The 20,886-nt window shown below is 63.9% G+C and carries 21 protein-coding genes; 11 read left to right on the top strand and 10 right to left on the bottom strand.

The genetic code is table 11. From position 1 onward, the window contains the following. Window positions 1-33: 33 nt before the first annotated feature. The 5 genes from JQ566_RS19080 to JQ566_RS19060 form a co-directional block, all read right to left on the bottom strand. Window positions 34-1,776 carry a SulP family inorganic anion transporter gene (locus JQ566_RS19080; RefSeq protein WP_212374435.1) on the bottom strand — a complete coding sequence of 581 codons (1,743 nt, stop codon included), beginning with the start codon at window positions 1,774-1,776 and terminating at the stop codon, window positions 34-36. 112 nt (window positions 1,777-1,888) lie between these two features. After that, window positions 1,889-2,161: a helix-turn-helix domain-containing protein gene (locus JQ566_RS19075; protein WP_212374433.1), complete on the bottom strand. Its 273-nt coding sequence runs from the start codon at window positions 2,159-2,161 to the stop codon at window positions 1,889-1,891. 556 nt (window positions 2,162-2,717) lie between these two features. Then, window positions 2,718-4,766 (bottom strand): elongation factor G, encoded by a 2,049-nt coding sequence (locus JQ566_RS19070; RefSeq protein WP_212374431.1) that lies wholly within the window; start codon window positions 4,764-4,766, stop codon window positions 2,718-2,720. A 223-nt stretch (window positions 4,767-4,989) separates the two neighbouring features. Next, a complete protein-coding gene (locus tag JQ566_RS19065; protein ID WP_212374429.1) occupies window positions 4,990-5,604 on the bottom strand; it encodes an SDR family NAD(P)-dependent oxidoreductase in 615 nt (204 codons plus the stop codon). A 2-nt stretch (window positions 5,605-5,606) separates the two neighbouring features. Beyond that, window positions 5,607-6,518 (bottom strand): class I SAM-dependent methyltransferase, encoded by a 912-nt coding sequence (locus JQ566_RS19060; protein ID WP_212374427.1) that lies wholly within the window; start codon window positions 6,516-6,518, stop codon window positions 5,607-5,609. Window positions 6,519-6,792: 274 nt separating this feature from the next. On the opposite strand from JQ566_RS19060, the gene JQ566_RS19055 reads away from it, so the two are divergent. Genes JQ566_RS19055 through JQ566_RS19035 form a run of 5 tightly spaced genes read left to right on the top strand, consistent with a single transcriptional unit; the run spans window position 6,793 to window position 11,854 of the window. Next, window positions 6,793-7,245 carry a MaoC/PaaZ C-terminal domain-containing protein gene (locus JQ566_RS19055; protein WP_212374425.1) on the top strand — a complete coding sequence of 151 codons (453 nt, stop codon included), beginning with the start codon at window positions 6,793-6,795 and terminating at the stop codon, window positions 7,243-7,245. 22 nt (window positions 7,246-7,267) lie between these two features. Then, window positions 7,268-9,055 carry an HAD-IIIC family phosphatase gene (locus tag JQ566_RS19050; RefSeq protein ID WP_212374423.1) on the top strand — a complete coding sequence of 596 codons (1,788 nt, stop codon included), beginning with the start codon at window positions 7,268-7,270 and terminating at the stop codon, window positions 9,053-9,055. After that, window positions 9,055-9,294, top strand: coding sequence for an acyl carrier protein (locus tag JQ566_RS19045; protein ID WP_212374420.1), 240 nt, complete (start codon window positions 9,055-9,057; stop codon window positions 9,292-9,294). Before JQ566_RS19050 ends, JQ566_RS19045 begins: the two co-directional genes overlap by 1 nt. A gap of 3 nt (window positions 9,295-9,297) precedes the next feature. Beyond that, on the top strand, window positions 9,298-10,725 hold the full coding sequence (locus JQ566_RS19040) for an MBOAT family O-acyltransferase (protein WP_212374419.1): 1,428 nt from the start codon (window positions 9,298-9,300) through the stop codon (window positions 10,723-10,725). Beyond that, on the top strand, window positions 10,694-11,854 hold the full coding sequence (locus JQ566_RS19035) for a hypothetical protein (protein WP_212374417.1): 1,161 nt from the start codon (window positions 10,694-10,696) through the stop codon (window positions 11,852-11,854). The genes JQ566_RS19040 and JQ566_RS19035 overlap by 32 nt, the downstream gene beginning before the upstream one ends. On the opposite strand, the gene JQ566_RS19030 is transcribed toward JQ566_RS19035, so the two are convergent. Continuing rightward, entirely contained in the window at window positions 11,851-12,330 is a 480-nt protein-coding gene (locus JQ566_RS19030; protein WP_212374415.1) for a DUF992 domain-containing protein, read from the bottom strand. The genes JQ566_RS19035 and JQ566_RS19030 overlap by 4 nt on opposite strands. Window positions 12,331-12,505: 175 nt before the next feature. Beyond that, entirely contained in the window at window positions 12,506-13,708 is a 1,203-nt protein-coding gene (locus tag JQ566_RS19025) for a pyridoxal phosphate-dependent aminotransferase (protein ID WP_212374414.1), read from the bottom strand. Window positions 13,709-14,355: 647 nt separating this feature from the next. Between JQ566_RS19025 and JQ566_RS19020 the strand changes: the two genes are divergently transcribed. From JQ566_RS19020 to JQ566_RS19000, 5 genes are all read left to right on the top strand, one after another. Beyond that, on the top strand, window positions 14,356-15,006 hold the full coding sequence (locus JQ566_RS19020) for a glutathione S-transferase family protein (protein ID WP_212374412.1): 651 nt from the start codon (window positions 14,356-14,358) through the stop codon (window positions 15,004-15,006). Between the two features lie 154 nt (window positions 15,007-15,160). After that, window positions 15,161-15,337 carry a hypothetical protein gene (locus tag JQ566_RS19015; protein WP_167407246.1) on the top strand — a complete coding sequence of 59 codons (177 nt, stop codon included), beginning with the start codon at window positions 15,161-15,163 and terminating at the stop codon, window positions 15,335-15,337. An 85-nt stretch (window positions 15,338-15,422) separates the two neighbouring features. Continuing rightward, window positions 15,423-15,569 (top strand): hypothetical protein, encoded by a 147-nt coding sequence (locus JQ566_RS19010; RefSeq protein ID WP_212374614.1) that lies wholly within the window; start codon window positions 15,423-15,425, stop codon window positions 15,567-15,569. Window positions 15,570-15,697: 128 nt separating this feature from the next. Continuing rightward, entirely contained in the window at window positions 15,698-16,510 is an 813-nt protein-coding gene (locus tag JQ566_RS19005) for a PAS-domain containing protein (protein WP_212374410.1), read from the top strand. An 86-nt stretch (window positions 16,511-16,596) separates the two neighbouring features. Further along, window positions 16,597-17,055 carry a GNAT family N-acetyltransferase gene (locus JQ566_RS19000; RefSeq protein ID WP_212374408.1) on the top strand — a complete coding sequence of 153 codons (459 nt, stop codon included), beginning with the start codon at window positions 16,597-16,599 and terminating at the stop codon, window positions 17,053-17,055. A gap of 168 nt (window positions 17,056-17,223) precedes the next feature. Here JQ566_RS19000 and hmuQ read toward each other — a convergent pair whose 3' ends face one another. The 3 genes from hmuQ to JQ566_RS18985 form a co-directional block, all read right to left on the bottom strand. Continuing rightward, on the bottom strand, window positions 17,224-17,547 hold the full coding sequence (gene hmuQ, locus JQ566_RS18995) for a heme-degrading protein HmuQ (protein ID WP_212374406.1): 324 nt from the start codon (window positions 17,545-17,547) through the stop codon (window positions 17,224-17,226). A gap of 167 nt (window positions 17,548-17,714) precedes the next feature. Continuing rightward, window positions 17,715-18,932 carry a DUF1501 domain-containing protein gene (locus tag JQ566_RS18990; RefSeq protein ID WP_212374610.1) on the bottom strand — a complete coding sequence of 406 codons (1,218 nt, stop codon included), beginning with the start codon at window positions 18,930-18,932 and terminating at the stop codon, window positions 17,715-17,717. Window positions 18,933-18,934: 2 nt separating this feature from the next. Then, window positions 18,935-20,485 (bottom strand): DUF1800 domain-containing protein, encoded by a 1,551-nt coding sequence (locus JQ566_RS18985; RefSeq protein WP_212374404.1) that lies wholly within the window; start codon window positions 20,483-20,485, stop codon window positions 18,935-18,937. A gap of 114 nt (window positions 20,486-20,599) precedes the next feature. Between JQ566_RS18985 and JQ566_RS34630 the strand changes: the two genes are divergently transcribed. Continuing rightward, window positions 20,600-20,803 carry a cysteine-rich CWC family protein gene (locus tag JQ566_RS34630; RefSeq protein WP_249139562.1) on the top strand — a complete coding sequence of 68 codons (204 nt, stop codon included), beginning with the start codon at window positions 20,600-20,602 and terminating at the stop codon, window positions 20,801-20,803. The last annotated feature ends 83 nt before the right edge of the window (window positions 20,804-20,886 follow it).

The following is a 20,886-nucleotide window of genomic DNA, read 5'->3' as shown; positions in this document are numbered from 1 at the left end:
TCGCGTCGCGCCCGCTCTGTCAAGCGCACGCCGTCAGCTCGCAGCGGCCTCGTCGGCGGATCGGCCCTTGATGTCGGCGATGGCGCGCTCGAGGCTCTGGCGATAGCGTGCGCGCGGCGGCGTCACGCCATGGGTGAGCAGCGCGCGACGGACCGTGGGCGAGGCCCCCGTGATGAACAGCCTGATGCCCTGGCGGTGCGCCTTGGCCGCGACCCGGCCGAGCACGTTGGCCGCGGTCGAATCCAGGAACGGCACCGCGGCAAAGTCGACCACGAAGGCCTTGCGCCGGTCGGCGACGCCGTCGAGCACGCCGCCGATCGCCGAGGCCGCGCCGAAGAAGAACGCACCGGTGATGCGATAGACCAGCACGTCGGGGTCGAGCGCAAGCGCGGAATCGTAGGGAACGCGATCGCCGTTACCGTCGTCGGGGCGATCGGCAACCACCAGCGGCGTGCGCTCCTCGATGCCCGTCATCTCGGCCATGCGGTGGATGAACAGCACCGCGCCGAGCGCGAAGCCGACCAGGATGCCTTCGGTGAGGTCGCGGAAGATCGTGAGCAGGAAGGTCGCGAGCAGCACCACGGCATCGCCCCAGGATGAGCGCAAGAGCGTGGCGAACTCGTGCTTCTCCGCCATGGTCCAGGCCACCACGACCAGCACCGAGGCGAGCGCGGCCAGCGGAATGTAGCTCGCCAGCGGCGCCGCGATCAGCATGAACAGCAGCAGGAACACGGAGTGCAGCATGCCCGCCATCGGTCCGTGCGCGCCGGCGCGGATGTTGGTGGCGGTGCGCGCGATCAGGCCGGTGACGCAGATGCCGCCGAACAGCGCCGAGCCGATATTGGCCGCGCCTTGCGCCACCAGTTCGCAATTGGAGCGGTGACGGCGGCCGGTCATGCCGTCGGCGACCACCGCCGACAGCAGCGATTCGATGGCGGCCAGCAGCGCGAAGGCGATCGCATCCGGCAGCACGGCCCGTGCCTTCTCCAACGAGAACGCGGGCAGCGCCGGCGAGGGCAGCTCGCGCGGAATGCCGCCGAAGCGGGAGCCGATGGTCTCGACCGGGAGCGACAGCACGCTACTGGCGACCGCCGCAAACACGACCGCGATCAGAATGCCGGGCCAGGACGGCCGCCAGCGGCGCACGCCGGCGATGATGGCGATGCTGACGATGGCGACTGCGACGGCGGACGGATTGATGCTGTCGAGGCCGCCGGCGAGCGCGACGAGCTTTGGCACGAACTCGCTGGGCTCCCTCCCCGCGAGCGTGATGCCTGAGAGATCGCGGAGCTGGCTGGCGAAGATGATCACGGCGATGCCGGCGGTGAAGCCGACCGTCACCGGATAGGGAATGAACTTGATGTAGGTGCCGACCCTGAGCAGGCCCGCAGCGATCAGAAACAGGCCCGCCATCATGGTGGCGAGGATGACACCGTCGACGCCGTGACGCTCTGCGGTCGCTGCGACCAAGACGATGAACGCACCGGCAGGTCCGCCGATCTGGAACCGGCTGCCGCCGAGCAGGGAGGCGATGAAGCCGCCGGCGACAGCGGTGTAGAGGCCGCGGTCCGGCGTCACGCCGGAGGCGATCGCGATCGCCATCGACAGCGGCAGCGCGACGATCGCAACCGTCAGGCCGGCGAAGACGTCGGCGCGGAAACCCGCGAGACCGTAGCCTTCACGCCAGACGGTGACGAGCTTCGGCAAATACAGTTCGGCAAAGGTCGGCTGGCGCAACTGGTGCAGCCGGCTTGCCTGATCACTTGTGATGCTCATTTCAGCAAAGTGCTCCGCTGCCCCACAACGCTCCGAAGCATCGTGCGTCCCGTGTGGCCGAGGTGCGACGATGCGCTAGCCCATCTTGATCCCGGGCATGATCAACGCGCGATCATGCTCCGACCCGGCGCGGCGGCCCCGGCTCCTTCAGGCGAACGCCACGCCCGCCGCTGTCGCTGCGGGTCTGTTCGCCGATCAGCTCGATGCCGGCCCGGTCGAACGCCTCGACCACCTTGATCAGGGTCTCGACCACGCCACGAACATTGCCGGTAGAGGCCTCCATCCGTTGGATGGTCGGCAACGACACGCCGGCGAGCTCGGCCAGGGCTTTCTGGTCGATGCCGAGCAGCGCGCGGGCTGCCCGCATCTGGAACGACGTGATCACCTTGGCCTCACGTATCAGGGATTATAAGTGATGTATGGAGCGTATACAATGATGTAAAATACATCAATCGAGAGCGAGCGCAAGGGCTGCGGACGAAACTATGCTCCGTCATCCTGAGCCGTCAGCGCCGAAAGCGGACGCTGCACATGGAACCATGAACCACCCGTCAGACGTCGTCTGACAGGTGGTTCATGGAGAGGTGCCGGACTGGCGCTGCGGTCGCAATAACGGGGATGACGCAGTTGTGCGAGAAAACTCCGCTCTCGTGCCCCGGACACAGCGCAGCACGAAGCGATGCGCTGCTGAGCCGGGGCCCATGCAGCAGCAGACTCCGTGGCTTTCTGTTGGGTCCCGGCTCTGCGCAGCAATGCTACGCATTGCATCGCGTCCGGGACACATTGGGGGTCCAGCGCGGCCACCCACACCCCCTCATCGCGGGTTGGGACCGGCGTTGAGGAGCCGACGCGCGCTGGATGAAACTGTCCTCCCTCCCCCCGCAAGGACGGGGAGAGGAAGTGTGAGAGCGTGCGCGTCCCTCACTACGCGGGAGGCAGACTCACGCCGCGTGCTGATGCGCGGCGATGATCTGGTCGGCGGCGCGGCCGGTGACCTCGGCCATGTGGTCGAACTGGCGGGTGAAGCTGCCGGCGCCGGCGGTGGCCGAGCGCAGCTCCACGATCAGTTCGCCGATCTCGGCTTCCGGCATCATGGCGCGGACGCAGTCCCAGCCGCTCCAGCCGTCACGGGTGTCGAAGCCGAGGATCTGGCCGCGCCGCGCCGACAGGATCGCGTTGATCTTGGCCGTGGCGTCGGTCGGGCAGACGATCTCGACCACGTGGATCGGCTCCAACAGTACCGGCTGGCATTGCGGCAAGCCCTCGTTCAGTCCGACCCGCGCCGCGGTGCGGAAGGCGAGGTCGGAGCTATCGACACTGTGATAGGAGCCGTCGGTCAGCGTCACCTGCACGTCGGTGACGGGAAAGCCGAGCGGGCCGCGCGCCAATCCGTCGACGACGCCTTCTTCCACCGCCGGGATGTAGTTCCGCGGCACCGCACCGCCCACGACCTCTTCGGCGAACTTGAAGCCGTCACCGCGCGGCAGCGGCCTGATGTCGAGCACGACGTCGCCGAACTGGCCATGGCCGCCGGACTGCTTCTTGTGCCGCCCGCGCTGGGTGATCGGCTTGCGGATGGTCTCCTGATAGCCGATCGCGGGCGGATGCGAGGTGACCTTGACGCCGAAGCGGTCGCGCAGCCGCTCGCCGGCGACGCGCAGGTGCATCTCGCCCTGCCCCCACAGCACGGTGTCGTGGGTCTTGGCGTTCTGCACGACGACCAGCGACGGATCCTCCTCGTGCAGCCGCGTCATCGCCTGGCCGAGCTTGACGTCGTCCTTGCGATCGGTCGCCGCGATCGAGATCGCGAGCACCGGCGGCGTCGGCTCGATTGCAATCAATGCCGCAGGCGGCGTCTTGCCGTTCGATACCGTGTCGCCAGTCTTGACCGGATCGAGCTTGGCGAGCGCCACGGTATCACCGGCTTCCGCCGAGGCTCGCTTGGTGTCGTAGGCGCCGTTGACGGCGAGGATGCCGGAAATGCGCCCGGCGCCGCCGGAGGAGGATTGCAGCGTGGCGCTGTCGTCGAGATGGCCGGCGAGCAGCCGCGTCAGCGACAGCTTTCCGCCATGCTGCGAATGCAGTGTCTTGAAGACGTAGCCGAGCGCCTCCTGGGACTCGGGAACGCCGAGACGTCTTGCCGTCTCCGCGACACCGGGCGCCTCGTGACGCAACGCCTTCATCAGGCGCAACACGCCGTTCTCACGCGCGGCGGCGCCCAGCAGCACCGGGCAGATCAGTCCCTCGCGCAATTCGCGGGCGAGATCGTCGAACACGGCATCGCGCGGCGGCTGGATGTCCTCGAGCAGCTGCTCCATCAGCGCATCGTCGTGATCGGCGAGCTTCTCCAGCATCGAGAAGCGGGCTTCCTTCTCGCGGTCGAGATCGCCGCCTTCGAGCGCGATCACCTCGGAGGCTTTGTGCTCGCGATAGACGAAGGCGCGCTCCAGCGCGAGATCGACGAAGCCCTCGATCAACTCGCCCTTCCAGATCGGGATCTGGCGCAGCACCAGCGGCACGCGCGAGGCGGGCTGCAGCATTGCCAGCGTCTCGCGGATGCGCTGGCTGGCGCGATCGATCTTGTTCAGGAACAGGAAACGCGGGATCTTCAGCTCCTCCAGCTCGCGCAGGATGATCTGAAGCTGCGGCAGCTTCTTCTCGTCGGCCTCGCAGACCACGATTGCGGCGTCGACCGCAGGAAGCGCGGCGCGCATGTCGTGGGCAAACTCGACGGAACCGGGACAATCGAGGAAGGTGTAGCTGTCGCCCATGAAACTCGTGGTCGCGGCAGTCAGCCCGACGGTCATCTTGTGATCACGGGCCTCTGGCGTGGCATCGCCAACGGAAGTTCCGGCATCGACGCTGCCGGCGCGCGGGATTGCGCCCGTTCGCGCCAGAATTGCTTCGAGAAGTGTGGTTTTACCGCTTTGGAAAGGGCCCACCAGCGCAATGCACCGTGGACCTCGGGGACTTCTGACGTCTTGTCCCATTCGCCGCCTCCTTGATGTGGAGCTCGGCCCATGATTGGGTCGGCAAACGGTGATGCTCTGCCCCTCCCCGGGGTTTGGCAAGCATCAAACGTCGCTGCGGTGCGTCGTCAGGCCTGATTGATCTCGCTCGTCGCGACCGGCGAAGACACCGGTCAAGCGCACCCGTTCTTCGGCACGAGGCGAGCCAGCATTGGTTCCCTGCAGAGACCGCGGGTCGGCCGCCTCATCCGGCCCGATCAATCATCCAGACCAGAGTTCTCGCGACAGCCTCCGACGATCGCAATTTCCCGTCCTTCTTCAAGGCGATGAAGTCCTGCACACCGGGAAATTCGGAGCCGCGGATATGTGCTTGCATGTCCGTGTCGACCACACCCGGATTCAGATTGAACACGCGTCGCCCTTCCGTCTCCACGGCACGGACATAGCCTTCAAGCGCGGCCTTCGCAGCACAATAGAGGGACCAATGGGGTATCGGCTTGGCCGCCGCTCCGGATGTCACGTTGGCGATCTCGCCATCGGGGAAATGGCGCAGGAAGGTCGTGATCGCGATGATCGGGGAAGCCACGTTGACGGTAATTTCATGCAAAATTTCGGCCACACCAAACGAAGCCGCTGCACCTATGACTTGGGTCGCTGCATTGTTGACGAACACCGCACGATCGAACTGTTCCGAACGCAGCGACTTGAATGTGGTATCGAGCTTTTCGACATCGACGGCAGATAGATCGAACGCGGGCCGGTTCAATTCCGCCACGCGCCACCCGACCCGCTCGAATTCCTGCTTAAGGGCCCTGCCCAGTCCCCGGCTCGTGCCCGTGATGATGACGAGATTGGTCATCTTCAAAGCGGTTTTGCACAGAGGAAACCGGCGAGACTGGGCGTCAGATTGCGCGGCTTAGAACCCGGAGCGCTCTCTTCCTGGATACGCGAGATTTGAAAGCCGGCTTCGCTAAGCATCTTCTCGACCTCGACGGGATGACGAATGAGGAAGATGTGGTCGGAATGGCCCGCGTTGAGTGCGGCGGTGATAAAAGCTTGCCCTCCCGGGCGGATCATGTCGAATAGCCAGCGGCAGAACTCCGCTGGATTTTCCAGATGTTCGAGGACCTCCTGGCAAATCAGGAAATCCGCCTTGACGTCATAGCCGTAGCGGATGTCGCGGTTTTCCAACCCATACCTAGATTCGTAGCCGAACGATTTCATCACCCGGCCGGTGTAATCGAGTGAGTGCTGGCTGATGTCGAAACCAATGCCCCGAATGCCCGGCTTGTTGTCCAGGGTGATCTTGGAATACATGCCACAGCCGACGCCGACTTCGAAGAATACGCCCTCATCCTCGATCCGCGGCAAGACGCAGTTCGTGAATCCGATCAGCGTGAAGTAATGCTGCGGCCAGACGTAGTGCGAGAACCAGAGACCCGGCAGATAGTTCTGAGTCATGTGGTCAGCGTTGTCGTACAACGCCGCGCGCACCTCCTCATAATTGGAGGCACGATATTTTCCGCTTCGCTCGAACATGACCTGATGACGCATGGAATCGTTCGCGAACTCGGCGTAGCAACCCAAGGCGTCTTTCAGTCGACCCGACAACGGACTGCCGATGTCACCATACATCCCCTCGATGGCCGGCACCGCTTCCTCGACCCAACGCGGCCCGAACCGCTTTTCTGCAGCAAGAAACGGGGTCGCGAGAACCGGATAATTTTCCTGCATCTCGTCACAAATGGCGGCCCATTTTTGCAGATTGTTCAACAAATTGACCTCATCTTTCCTGTGAACTGCGAAAGTACCACCGAAATCCCGTGGCAAACAAGCTGAACAGGAACATCGGCAATTCGCCCCAGACGCACCACCGGGCTGGCACTTCGCCGCTTCACCCCCGCAGAGCTGTGGTCTGAGCTCTAACTCTAGTTGGGCTTTGACTGCCATACCCGCTTCGTGGCAATAGTCCGCAATGTCGGGCAACAGTTCGGCAATAATCAGCTATCGATCGCCATCATTGCGGCATACAGCGGACCAGCCACGAATGTTGACAGCATTTCACGTCGGCCAGACCCATCATCTGGGAATTCCGATCACCCGGGATGACCTGGCCCGATATGTCGCGCTGTCCGGCGACACTGCTCCTTTGCATGTTGACGCGGAGTTCGCAAAGGCCGCAGGCTTCGACGGCGTCGTCGTGCACGGGGCTTACCTAATGGCCCTGGTGTCACGCCTCGTCGGAACGGAATTTCCGGGCCCGCGATCAGTCCTTGAGCGAGCGGATATTGCCTTTCGCAAGCCATGCTACGCACCCTGTGACGTCACGCTGGCAGCGACGGTCAGGCAGATCAGCGAGGCTGTCGCGACGATTGTACTTGATATCGCGATCACTGACGACAGCGGGACTGTTCTGGCATCGGGCAAGACCTGGCATCGCATTCTGGATGTGGGGTCGCTCAATGACGCGACCGATAGCGATTTACCAGTGACCGTCTAGCTCTAATCGGAACTCCCGGCGTATGGATTTGCTCAACTTGCCGCAGGCGTGGGAACTGGCCGATTTGCCGTTCCATCGGTTGATTTCGCTCGGCCGGCGCATCGAACGAAAGGACGGGCAGCCGAACTTGCGTATTGCGCTGCTCGGCGACGCGGCCACCCAACATTACGGGCAGGCACTCGCCGCCACCTTGAAGTTGAGGGGATGGTGGCCTGAGATATACGAGGCCGAGTTCGATACGATACGCCAGGAGATATTGAACCCGGCGAGCGAACTCTATCGCTTCGATCCGGAAGTGGTCATCCTGTTCACGGCAACCCAGGCGCTCTACCACCGTTTTGCGCGAAGTGCCGAAAAGGCCGCGTTCGCGGGTAGTGTCAGCAGCGAGATCGTTGAACTGTGGAAGCGGGTTCGGTCGCGCAGTAACGCTATCCTGATTCAGCACAATTTCGTGGTGCCGCTCAATCGTCCGTTTGGCAATCGCACCGCGAGCGAGCGCGATACTTTGACGTCCACCGTAACCCGGATAAATCAGAGCCTTCTCGACGCCGCTTCCGAGCAGGGCGTGAAGATCGTCGATACCGAATTTCAGGCCAGCTACCACGGCAAGCGCCATTGGCTCGACGAGCGACTCTGGTGCCAGGCGAAGCAGGCATTGTCCCCGTCCTTCATCCCTTCACTGGTCAAGAACGTCAGCGATACCATACTGTTGGAACGCGGCGCCGGCATCAAATGCGTGATCGTCGATCTCGACAATACGATGTGGGGAGGCATTCTGGCCGAGGACGGCGCGGACCGGCTCGAGATTGGGCAGACCGAACTCGGACTTGCTTTCCAGCGCTTCCAGATCGCTCTGCTCGAACTGAAATCTCGCGGCGTCCTGCTCGCGGTCTGCAGCAAGAACGACCAGGCGAACGTAACTGACGTCCTGAAAAATCATCCAGACATGATCCTGCGTTGGGATGATTTCGCGGCCGTCGTCGCCAATTTCGGCGACAAGGCCAGCAATATTCTCGCGATCCGGGAAAAGTTGAACCTCGGCCTCGACAGCTTCGTCTTCCTAGACGACACAGCTTTCGAGCGGTCGCTCATCCGAACGGCGTTTCCCGCGATGCAGGTACCGGAGTTGTCGACCGACCCCGCCGACTTCATCGGCGATCTGGCCCGCTGGAATTTGTTCGAAGGCCGGTCGGCGACGGCCGAGGATCTGGCCCGGCTCGCCTATTATCAAGCGGACGACCAGCGTCAGACGATCCGGGAGAAGTTCCACGGGCTCGACGACTTCATCGCCGAACTCGGGATGGAGGCGCACGTCCTGCCGTTCGACAGCTACGCGCTGCCGCGCGTCCTTCAGCTCGTGCAGCGCAGCAACCAATTCAACCTCACGACCATCCGGCACAGCGAGGCCGATCTGCGCCAGCTTGCCGCTGATCGCGACGTCGCGGCTTTCTGCATCCGGCTCGCTGACCGGCTTGGCGACAACGGCATCATCGCAACGGTGATCTTGAGGAAGTCGGGCAGTGATGCCATGGTCGACACGTGGATCATGAGCTGCCGCGTGCTCGGGCGCCGCGTCGAGGACCTGACGGTTCAGGTTATGGCCGAAAAAGCCAGGCAGCTGGGCTGCCGCAGGCTGGTCGGGCGCTACATCCCGACTACAAAGAACGGCATCGTCGAAGATCTTTATCCGCAGCAAGGTTTCGCCGCGGCCGGCGAAGAAGGCACGACGCGCGTCTATTCGCTGGATCTCGCCCAATACCAGCTCCAGTCCATCCCGATCATCATTCACGAACCAGATCCGCAATCATAATGAGCAATTTTGAAACACGCGTACAGAACGTCTTCCGCGAGGTGTTCGACAATCCGGACTTGAACATCTATCGTGAGATGCAGGCAAAGCACGTCGTGGGTTGGGATTCGCTGAATCACATCACCCTGATCATGACGCTCGAGGAAACCTTCAAGGTGAAGTTCAGCACCCGCGAGGTGATGGGCTTCCAGAACGTCGGCGAGATGATGGACAGCTTGCGCGGGAAGCTCCCGGCGTAGCCAATGGCGTTCAGCGATCTGCGTTACCTGCTGGTTCTTGGAATTGTGACGCTGATCGTGCACGCCATTCCGCAGGGCGCGCCACGCCTGCTCGCGACGGCCTTCATCAGCCTGCTCTTCTATGTCAGCCTCAATCCTGGCACGTGGTACGTGCTGGTCGCAGTCGCCACGCTGGCCTATTTTTCCGGACTCGTCCTGTCTCGCGTGCCCGAGGGCCGGGCGCGGGGTATGCTGTTTGCGGCGCTCCTGACGGCGACCCTCCTGCCGCTGCTGTTCTTCAAGTACGCAGCAACCGCCTATCACCTGCTGCCACCCGACGGCGATCTGGCGGTCCGATGGTCGACGATGGCCAACATCATCCTGCCGATCGGCATCTCGTTCTATTCGTTTCTCGCAGCCGGATACGTCATTGACGTTTTTGTCGGAAGCCAGCCGGCCGAAAGGAACGCGATCCGATTCGGCGCAGTGATGTTTTTCTTCCCGCATCTGACCGCCGGTCCGATCGAGCGCGCCCGGCACTTGCTGCCGCAACTCGGAAATCTCGGCGTGTTCAACTACGAACGCGCGGTTACCGGCCTGCGCGCCATCCTCACCGGCCTGTTCCTCAAGATCGTCGTCGCCGATACACTGGCACCTTATGTTGACGCCGTCTATTCGGCGCCCCGTAATCACGGGGCCGTCGACCTGGCGCTCGCCACCATCTATTTTTCATTTCAGGTCTACGCAGATTTTGCCGGCTACTCGTTGATCGCGATCGGAAGTGCTCGCCTGCTGGGTATCGAACTCACGATCAATTTCATGCAACCCTGGCTTAGCCAGAATCTGCCCGACTACTGGCGGCGCTGGCACATCAGCCTGTCCTCCTGGTTTCGCGACTATGTTTTCATGCCATTGCAGTTCCAGGCGAGGCGTTGGGGGAAGTATGGTCTTGCTGGCGCACTGGTCTTTACGTTCGTTCTGGTCGGCATCTGGCACGGCGCCGGCTTCAACTTCGCCGTTTTCGGCTTGATCCACGGCGCCCTCGTCGCCTTTTCGACGCTCACCTTCGCCCGGCGCGATCGGTTCTGGCGATCCCGCGTTCCGCGTCCGGTGTTGCTGGTGCTGCGCGCCACGACGACGTTCCTCATCGTCACCCTGACGTTCATCCTGTTTCGCGCCAGCGGCCTGCGAGAAGCGCTTTGGATCTACAAGGCTCTCTTCACCGGAGCCGAGGGCGTCCGAACGGTCGCGCTGACGAAGCCTCTGATAGCAATCGCGGCAGTCATCGCATACGACCTCCTGGTCACATGGGCCAAGGACGCCAAGCCCTTCCCGGTCTGGCTCCGCTGGTCAGGCTACTACGCCGCCGTCGCATGCATCGTCTCCGCAATGATCCAGCACGTTTCACAAGCATCTTCGAATGTCCAGCAGTTCATTTATTTCAAGTTCTAGCCCGTTCACCGGCACTCACCCGGCCAGACGATTCCTCCTGCGGCTGGGTATGTTTCTGCTGCCCCTGGCGATGATCGCAGTTCCAGGACTCGGAATCCCCCTTCTGTGCGGCGAACTGCTGCCCGTCAGCACCGTCGCGTGGCTGCAGGCCCATGGAGCGTCATTCATATACCTTCCCAAGCTGTCGGATCATTCATACCGGCTGAAGGTAGATGCGGTTCTCCAGAGAAAACCGGAGGTGGTGGCGATGGGATCCTCACGCGCAAATCAGTGGCGTAGCGCCATGTTTCATCCCACAAGGTTTTATAATGCTGCGAATGCGGTTTTTGTGGTCCGTGACTTCGCTCGCATGCTCGAGGAATTCGGCGACTTCAGCCCCCGCGTTATTATCTTCTCGATCGACTATTTTCCCTTCGTTCCTACATTCGAGACAACCTACTCATCTCAATCCCGCAGCGAAATAGGCGGCTGGGCGACACCTGAACAGATCGGCATTATTCTCGGCGTATTCGAGGATCTGGTGCGCACCCGCAGATTTCCCTGGCCCTCTTACGATGGCACCCCCGCATTGGGTCTATCGGCGATACGGACCGGCTCTGGATTTCGTCTTGACGGATCCTACAATTACGGATCTCGCACGTTCGACGACGGAACGGACAGCGTTTCTGCAATCGAGGCAGGAAAGCAATGGCCTCTCGTTCCCGCCCAGCGTCTCGACAGCTCTATTCTCCGGGACTTCGAACGCTTCACCGAGTTGGCAAGACAGAAAGGTATCGCGCTGGTCGGGGTGACCATGCCTTACATTCCCAAGGTGCGCGACGCCATAGAGCGATCATCACACTACGGGGCGTGGCGACAGTTCCGATCGGCAGAAACGCAGGAATGGATCCGAAACCAGGGCGTGCTCTATTTTGACTTCAGCAGACTGGAGAGTTTCGGTGGCCGGCCGGATGAATTTGCCGATCCCTGCCATCCGAGCGAACCAGCTTACATCAGGATGCTGCTTTCGATGCTAACCGAAAAGAGATTTCGCGCTCTGTTTCCAGAAATCGATGCTCACGACCTTGAGGAAAGACTGAAACACGCTACTCGGCTAGAGGCCTACCGAGACAAATGGCCCGCGAACTAACGCCCCGGGCGCAGTTCCAGGCTTTCGAGGCCTGCGGCGATGTTGAGGCCGACCTGGCCCTGCACGCTGAGCGGCTGGAGCGCGATCGAGTTGTTGGAGCCGCCGACCAGCACGTTGCCGCCGAGGCCGACGCCGACCGAGGCGCTGCCCTGCGCGCCCGCGTAATTGCCGGAGAGGTCGCCCGGGCCGAGCCGGTCGACCGGTGCGAACACGCCCCAGGCCAAAGCCGTTTCCTGGGTGATGCCGATGTCGAGACCGACCTTGCGGATGGTTGCGACGTAGCGGTCGTCGGGCAAGCCGTCAGCGCGCAGCACGCAGCCGAGATGGGTCACCGATCCCACGATGAAGCCGACACTGGCGCCGCCGCGGCATTCGAGCACACCGACCCGCGCCACCCGCTGCTGCGCGCTGCCGCTGACGACCGAAGCAACGAGGCTGGCGACGGCGAGCCCGGCGAAGATGAACGAACGGCGCATGAATGTCTCCGGCGATAAGTATGATGCGAGCAGAGAAGGCGCCCCACCCGTGTTGCGTGATGGTCTATGCCACAACGGCCGTGGTGGTGCCAGATCGCGCACGAGGATAAGCGTGCAAACAATTAAAAAGGCCCGCCAGAGGCGGGCCTTTTCGATGTCTTGTCGCAACAGAGCCTCAGCGCAGATTCCCGCAGAAGCGCTGGATGCGCTTGCAGGCGTCTTCGAGGTCCGAGGTCTTGGTCGCGTAGGAGATGCGGAAGGCCGGGCCGAGGCCGAAGGCCGAACCCTGCACCACGGCGACGCCTTCGGTCTCCAAGAGCTCGGTGACGAACTGCTCGTCGTTCGAGATCAAATTGCCCGACGGCGCCTTCTTGCCGATGGTGCCGGCGCAGGACGGATAGACGTAGAACGCGCCCTCGGGGCGCGGGCACTCGATGCCGCTGGCCTGGTTGAGCATGGAGACGACGAGGTCACGGCGCTCCTTGAACACCTTGTTGTTGGCCGGAATGAACTCCTGCGGACCGTTCAACGCCTCGACCGAGGCCCACTGCGCGATCGAGCACGGGTTCGAGGTCGATTGCGACTGGATCGTCGCCATCGCCTTGACGAGATGCGCCGGACCGCCGGCATAACCGATACGCCAGCCGGTCATGCAATAGGCCTTGGAGACGCCGTTCACGGTGAGCGTGCGGTCGTAGAGGCCGGGCTCGACCTGTGCGACGGTGGTGAACTGGAAGTCGTCATAGACGAGATGCTCGTACATGTCGTCGGTCATCACCCAGACATGGGGATGCTTCATCAGCACGTCGGTGAGCGCTTTCAGTTCCGAGCGCGTGTAGGCGGCTCCCGTGGGGTTCGACGGCGAGCACAGGATGACCCATTTGGTCTTCGGCGTGATCGCGCGCTCGAGCGCTTCGGGCTGCAGCTTGAACCCGGCCGCGGCGGTGCAGACCACCGGCACCGGTTCGCCGCCGGCGAGCGCCACCATTTCAGGATAGCTGACCCAATAGGGCGCAGGGATGATCACCTCGTCGCCCGGATTGATGGTGGCCATCAGCGCGTTGTAGAGCACCTGCTTGCCGCCGGTGCCGACGATGATCTGGTTCGGCTTGTAGGCGACGCCGTTCTCGCGCTGAAACTTGGCGATGATGGCTTCCTTCAGCTCGGGGATGCCGTCGACCGCGGTGTACTTGGTCTTGCCGGCCTCGATGGCGCGGATCGCCGCCAGCTTGATGTTGGCGGGCGTGTCGAAATCGGGCTCGCCGGCACCGAGGCCGATGACGTTGCGCCCCGCCGCTTTCAGCGCGCGTGCTTTATCCGTGACCGCGATGGTCGCGGACGGCTTCACACGGTCGAGCGCAGCGGCAAGGAAGGACATCATCATCTCCTGGCGAGCGTCGTGAAGCCTTTCGCCTCACGACTCTGATTGTGGGAATGAGCCACCCTAAAACGTGAGCCGCTGCACCGCAAGAAACTTCGGCCCGATCCCGGAAAAGTTTACGATTTTCGAGCGTTTCGACGTGCGTTTTCCCGCAATTTTCCGCAACTTTGCCGCCCGGATCCCTCATATCCGGCAAGGCCTGTCCTCGGAGCAATTTTGCGTGTTGTATATCTCGATAAGCCGCTCGTCGGCATGCCCGGGCTTGTCCCGGGCATCCACGTTCTTCGTGCGGCAAGTCAGACGTGGATGGCCGGGCCTTCGCCTCGCCGAAGCGGCTTCGGCCGCGCAGGCGGGTCAAGCCCGGCCATGACGATGCGGAAGCACTGGCGTCCTAATCCCGATCGTCCATGCGATGGCCTACGTGCTTCACGGCCTCGTAGGGCGATGCGTCCGCAGATTGACGTACACGTGAACTGAATTGCATCATCGCGCGGAAATGATCTTCCGCAGCATTGCAGTGCGGTAGGGTTTTCGAGTTTTTCTATTGGCCGGCTCTTGCGGCGGATTCGCATCGGCATCATTGTTTAGCCGCCTCGCGGGGCAACGAGCGCCGCGCCTTCTTGTCCTCGGATTCGAACCCCAGAATGTACAAGCTCTATTCGATGCAACGCTCGGGCAACAGCTACAAGGTCCGCCTTGCGCTGGCGCTGCTCAACCTGCCTTACGAAGCGGTGGAGGTGGACATTCTGCGCGGCGAGAGCCGCACGCCGGACTTTCTGAGCAAGAACCCGTCGGGGCAGGTGCCGCTGCTCGAGGTCGGCGGGGACCGCTATCTCGCCGAGTCCAACGCCATCCTCTGGTACGTCGCCGTCGGCACGCCGCTCGCACCGGAGAATCGCATCGACCGCGCCGAGGCGCTGCAATGGATGTTCTTCGAGCAGCACGCGCTCGAGCCGAATATCGGCGCCGCTTATTTCTGGCTGTCGCTGGTCAAGGGCGGCCGCGACCTCCAGACTCATTCGCTGGAGGACTGGATGGAGCGCGGCTATGGCGCGCTCCAGGTGATGGAGAACCACCTCAAGACCAATTGCTATTTCGCCGCCCGCCAGCTCACGGTCGCCGACATCGCGCTGTACGGCTACACCCACCTCGCCGATCGCTGCGACTTCGACCTGTCGACCTTCCCGGCGATCCGGGACTGGCTGAAGCGCGTCGAAGCCGCGCCCGGCTTCGTGACGATGGACTGGCGCCCGGTCGACATCGACGACCCCGCCAGCATCGCAGCGGGCGCCTGACAGCGCGACGGCTCCGGCGAATAGCGGGCATAAGGGCCGTCCTTGCCGCAATCCCGCCACTTTCAGCGCTACGGCCGCCGCAATATTGCCGGTTGAAACTGGGAAATTTCGGAAAGTCGCGGGTGATTCGCTCGCGTGTTGAAGGATTTAGACCATGATGCGGGCGTCCGGCACGGCCGGCTTTCAGAGCCAATCCGCTACCGTCGCGTCTTCCCGGCTCACCCATGCGGTCGCGGCCTCGCTCGCCGTCGCCGCACTCTCGCTGTGCCTGATCGTCACCCTGACGGTGCTGTCGACCAAGGCGACCATGGCGATGGGCCTGCCGGTCTGATTCCCGTTTCATCCTGGACCAGCCTTCAGGGCGCCACGCGGCCCGCGCCGACCGGCATCGCGACGGGACGTCGATGAAATCACCTGTGGTAGTCGTTGCAATTACCCTGACGGCGGCCATCCTGGTCGCGGCGTCGCTGTTGATCATCGTCGGCACGCGCAAGGGCGCGGGGACGTCGACGCTGAATGCGCCGACGCTGCAACAGCACGTCAAGCACGCACACATGGTCTAAAATCATCCGAAAACCCTACGCTTGCACGCAAGCGCGCCTTAATCACGCCGCGCGAAACTGTATCGCTGTGGCGCAACAATCAGTCAGTGTGGCGGCGTTACCTCGTTCGGAAGGAGCGAGACTGGTCCATGCGGTTCGGATGGCGTGCGATCTCCGGTCCGGCGCTGACGGCAGCAGCCCTGCTGCTGGCCATGCTGTTCGACCGCATCATCCCCACTCCTTCGCCCGCGCCGCTGTTGGTCTGCATCGTGGCTCTCGCCGGCGCGCTCGCGGGTCTCGCCGCCGCCATGACGACCGCGGTCGTCGCGGTGATCGGCGCGGCGCTGTTCTTCCTCAACCGCCACGGCGTGTCCGGCTATGGCCCCGCCGATCTGGTCCGGCTCGGCCTCCTGGCCATCACGGCTGCCGGCACCGCCGGCATCACCGGCCTGATGCGCGAGCGGCTGCTCGGCACGTTCGCGGCCGAGCGCCGGAGCCACGCCACGGCCGCGCGGCTGTCGGCCGCGCTCGACCAGGTCGATATCGGCATCGTGCTGCTCGATGCCGAGACCCGGGCCGAATTCATCAACCGCGCCTTCCGCGATTATTTTGCGGTGCCGGACGAGATCGCCGACGGCAAGCCGCCCTTCATCGCGCTGATGTATCACGGCCGCGACACCGGCGCGTTCGAGCTGCCGGAGGACGAGCTCGGCACCTTCATCGCGCAGCGCATGGAGATGGTGCGGGTCGGCGATGCCACGCCGATCAACATCAAATTGCGCAACGGCGAGGTGCTGCGCTTCGTCTGCGCCGCGCTGCCCGACGGTGGACGCATGCTGAGCTACACCCCGGTGACCGACCTCGTGCGCCACACCGATGCGCCGTCGCGCGCCGACTACTACCGCTCCCTGCGCGACCCGACCAGCCGCAAGCTGATGCGGTACTTGCGCGTTGCGGAGTGACGCGAGTGCGCGATTGATCGGCAATGCGATCATCACGTATGAAGGACATCTCTTCGTCGCGCACCTCCGAGATCGCGGAAATTCACATGTCCCTCACCATTCGCGCCGTCACCAGGCAGGATTACGATCAATGGCTGCCGCTGTGGGACGGCTACAACGCCTTCTACGGTCGCTCCGGTCCGACCGCGCTCGCGCCCGAGATCACGCGCATGACGTGGCAGCGCCTCTTCGACGCCTATGAGCCGATGCACGCGCTGGTCGCCGAGGACTGCGGCGGCCGCTTGCTCGGCCTGACGCATTATCTCTTCCATCGCAGCACCACCGCGATCGAGCCGTCCTGCTATCTGCAGGACCTGTTCACGCTCGAGGCCGCGCGCGGCAAGGGCGTCGCCTCGGCGCTGATCCATGGCGTCTATGAGCGGGCAAGGCTCGCGGGATCGCCGCGCGTCTATTGGCAGACGCACGAGACCAACCTCACGGCGCAGCGCCTGTACGACAAGGTCGCGGAGCGATCCGGCTTCATCGTCTATCGCAAGATCTTCTGAGTCCTGCGCCCTGGAGTCCTGTGGATAACTCCGCCTGTCACCCGCGCGTTACATAGCAAGGCTACGCTGGCCTTGCGTCTGGTCAGGCCCCCGTCACCGATCAAGCGCCCCAAGCGGTCCCCGTCAGTCGCCGCGTCTGACAGGGGCCGCATTTTTTTTGCGGCAGCGTCACTTCGCGCCGCGCCCCACCGTCTGCATCACCTCGAAGCCTTCGAACTGGGGATGGCCAAGATAAAGCGGCTTGTTGTCGCCCGCCCGGTGATGCGCCGCGCGAAACGCCTCCGACTTGGTCCAGGCCTCGAAGGCCGCGTGGTTCGCCCACACGGTGTGCGAGGCGTACAGGGTGTGGTCCTCGGCTTCCGGCCCGCGCAGCAGATGGAATTCGATGAAGCCCGGCACCTTGTCGAGATGGGTGTCGCGCGTGAGCCAGACCTGCTCGAAGTCGGTTTCGGAGCCCTTGGCGACGCGGAAGCGGTTCATGGCGATGTACATGGGGTGGTGTCTCCTGATGTTGCACCATTATCTCGTCATTCCGGGATGCGCCGCAAGGCGCAGGCCCGGAATCCATAACCCCGATCGGGAGTATGGATTCTCAGATGCGCAATTGCGCATCATAGCTCGCGCCAAGAGGCGCGCCCCGGAATGACAGCGTCTGTGGGTTAGGTAACAAGCCCCTTCACCGGCCGCGCGCTCGCGCTGTCCGGAAACACCGTCTCCGCCAGCACACGATCGGACAGGCCGAACTGGTCCTGCAGCACGCCCTTGATCACGGAGCGCAAGTCAGTGGTCGGCTTGAGGTCGCGACCCTCATACAGGTTCGCGAGCTTGAGGCCCGGCCAATCCGAGATGACGCGGCCGCCTTTCACGGCGCCGCCGGCGAGCAGTGCGACCGTAGCCGTGCCGTGATCGGTGCCGTCGGTGCCGTTGATGCGCGCGGTGCGGCCGAATTCCGTGGCGACGACCGCGACGGTGTCGCGCCAGCGATTCCCCAGGCCGCTTTCGAATTCGGCGAGCGCGCCGTCGAGCCCGCCGAGCAGGAAGGCGAGACGCCCCACAGGGCCGCCTTCATTGGCATGCGTGTCCCAGCCGTCGAAGGCGAGCGCGGCGATGCGCGGGCCATCGTCGGCCGCCATCAGCTTGGCGGCGCCGCGCGCCACCTGGCGCATCTGTGCGACGGCGTTGCCGCGGGTCGCTTTCATGTCGTCGCCACTCGCGACCTTGTCGAGCTGAAGGCCTTGCGACAGCGCCGAGGCCAACGCGGGATCGCGGTGCCGGTAGAGCTCGACGAGGCGCATCGCGGTGTCGTCATCCGCCTGCGGCAGCGCCACCGGCGCCCAGCCGACGGTGGGCGCATTGCCACGCAGCACCAGCGGCGTGGTGGGGCCGACCGCGAGACCGCTCGACACCCGCTCGCCGCGCGGCAGCGCTTCCAGCGCGCGGTTGAGCCAGCCGGACTGCACGCGGCCCGGGCCGGCATAGCCGCTTTCGAGCACGTCCTGGCCGTCGAAATGCGAGCGGTCGCGATAGGGCGTCGCCACCGCATGGATCACCGCGGCATGCCGATCCCTGTACATGCGCGCGAACTCCGGCATCGCCGGATGCAGGGCGAAGAACGAGTCGAGCATGATCGCGGGATGCGCGCCGTCGGCCGCAAGCGCGATCGATCCGTGCAAGCCGGCATAATCGGGGTCGCCGATCGGCGCGATGGTCGAGAGCCCGTCCAGCGCGCCGCGCAGGATCACCACGATCAATCGCGGATCGCGCCCATCGGCCGCGCGGGCGAATTTCGGCAGGTAAGCCCAGGCTGCAAAGGAGGCGCCGCCGAGCAGGAGACGACGGCGCGATGTCAGGAGCCGGTTCTCGACGCAGTCGATCATCATCATCTCCTCTGCATTTCCGGCGACATCAACAGCAGCGCCAGCGCCTGCTGGCGCGACTCCGCGCGCTCGATGGTTTTGCGCGTTTCGATCGAGGCCGCGTCGGCCGCGGCGAATTCGAGCAAATCGAGCGGATCGATGTTGTTGCCGAGCCGCGCGCCCAACTGCGCGGCGATGTCGAGCCGGAGCTTCATGCCCTCGGGCGCAGCCCAGGCGGCGCTGGTGTCGGGGAAGCCGTTGGGGCCGGCCGGAGACCACAATGGCTGGCCGAGCAGGTTGAGACTGTTGAGGTACAGTCCGGGGTCCTCGGGCACGCGCGCCAGCAGCCGGCCGCTTGCGACCAGGAAATCGTACGGCGAGCGCATCTTGGTGAGCGGCGCGCGCCAGGCCTCGTCGGAATCGACGAGCGCGGTCGCCAGCGCCTTGAGATCGCCGTCGGTCTTGACGAAGACGTCTCGCAGGCGCGCAACGAGCGCCGGCGGCGGATCATCTGCGACGAAGTGACGGACGAATTTGGCGGCGATGAAATTCGCGGTCGACGGATGCCGCGCGAGATCGGCGAGCGCAGCTTCGCCCTGTGCAAGGCCGGTCGGCTCATAGGTCTTGCCGAGCAGCATTTGCGGCCCGGGCTGGTGCGCATTGGTGTTGAACACGAAGGAGCCGGGCGTGCCAAGCTGCCCCTGCCTTCCGGCAAAGGTCCAGCCGGTGATGATGCGCGCGAGCGAGGTGACGTCGCCTTGCGTATAGCCGCCGCCGACGCCGAGCGTATGCAGCTCCATGATCTCGCGCGCGAGATTTTCGTTCAGCCCGCGCTTGCGGTTTTGCCCGGCGCGCGAATCCGGCCCGAGCGATTGCTGGTTGTCCAGGAAGAACAGCATCGCCGGATGCTGCTCGACCGCCCTCAGCATGTCGGCGAAGCGCCCGAGCACGTGCGGCCTGATCGCCTCGCGCTCGAACGCGCCGGCCCAGATCCGCGCCAGCTCGCCCTTGCTGGCGGAGATGCAGAAATGGTTGGACCAGAACGCGACGAGACGCTCGGTGAAGCCGCACTCGACGAGCGTCGCGCGCTGCAGGCGCGCCAGCGCCTCGGCGCGAAAGGTCTTCTGGATCACATTGAGCGGCTGCGGCGCGGGCTTTGCGGCAGGCGGCGCGGCGTTCGGCTGCATGGCCTCGGGCCTGGCGGTGTTCTCGGCCGGCCTGGCATCGGCCATCTGGCCGGAGATCTCCGCCGCAGCGTTCAGCGAGAGATTGCGGCGCAGCCCCGGCTTCTGATCGCCAGGCGCTTGTGCCGGCGTTTCGGCGGGCGCCGCGGCCTTGGCGGCTTCGCGCGCCTGCTTGACCTGGTCCTGATAGGCAAACACGGCCTGACCGAGTTGCGGCGTCGATTGCAGTCCGGGCGCTTCCAGCAGCACGCCGTTGGGACGCGCGAGCTCGGCCTTCACGAAGCCGCGCGGATCGGAGCTTGCGTTGATGAGATCACCCGATGCACCGCCGCGGGCGCCGAAGCCGAAGCGGTTGAGCGCGACGAGGGCGGCTTGCGAATCGCGGGCCATCGATCTGTCCTTCGCGGATTGCCAACCGCTTTCCTGATGCGTGCGCGGCGCGTAATATAGCGCAGCGACAGATGAACCCGACATGAAAATGACGGCGAAGCTTCGGCGTAAATCATGACAAATCCGAAAGAAATGCCGTCACCGCCGGCACTTGCGCGCCGCCTCGTTTGTTCCCGTTGCGGCACCGAGTTCGGCTGCGACCTCTCGGGCAATTGCTGGTGCGCGGAGGAGACGGCACGGCTGCCGATGCCGCTCGAGGGCGAGGATTGCCTGTGCCGGGAGTGTTTAAGGAAAGCGGCGGCGGAGGCAGTATCGTAGGGTGGGCAAAGCGAAGCGTGCCCACCACTATCATTGCGTTTGTGAAAGATGGTGGGCACGGCGCTTTGCGCCTTTGCCCACCC

This window comes from Bradyrhizobium sp. SZCCT0231, from assembly GCF_018130245.1.
Lineage (GTDB): Bacteria > Pseudomonadota > Alphaproteobacteria > Rhizobiales > Xanthobacteraceae > Bradyrhizobium > Bradyrhizobium japonicum_F.
This window is presented reverse-complemented; position numbering and strand designations above follow the sequence as displayed.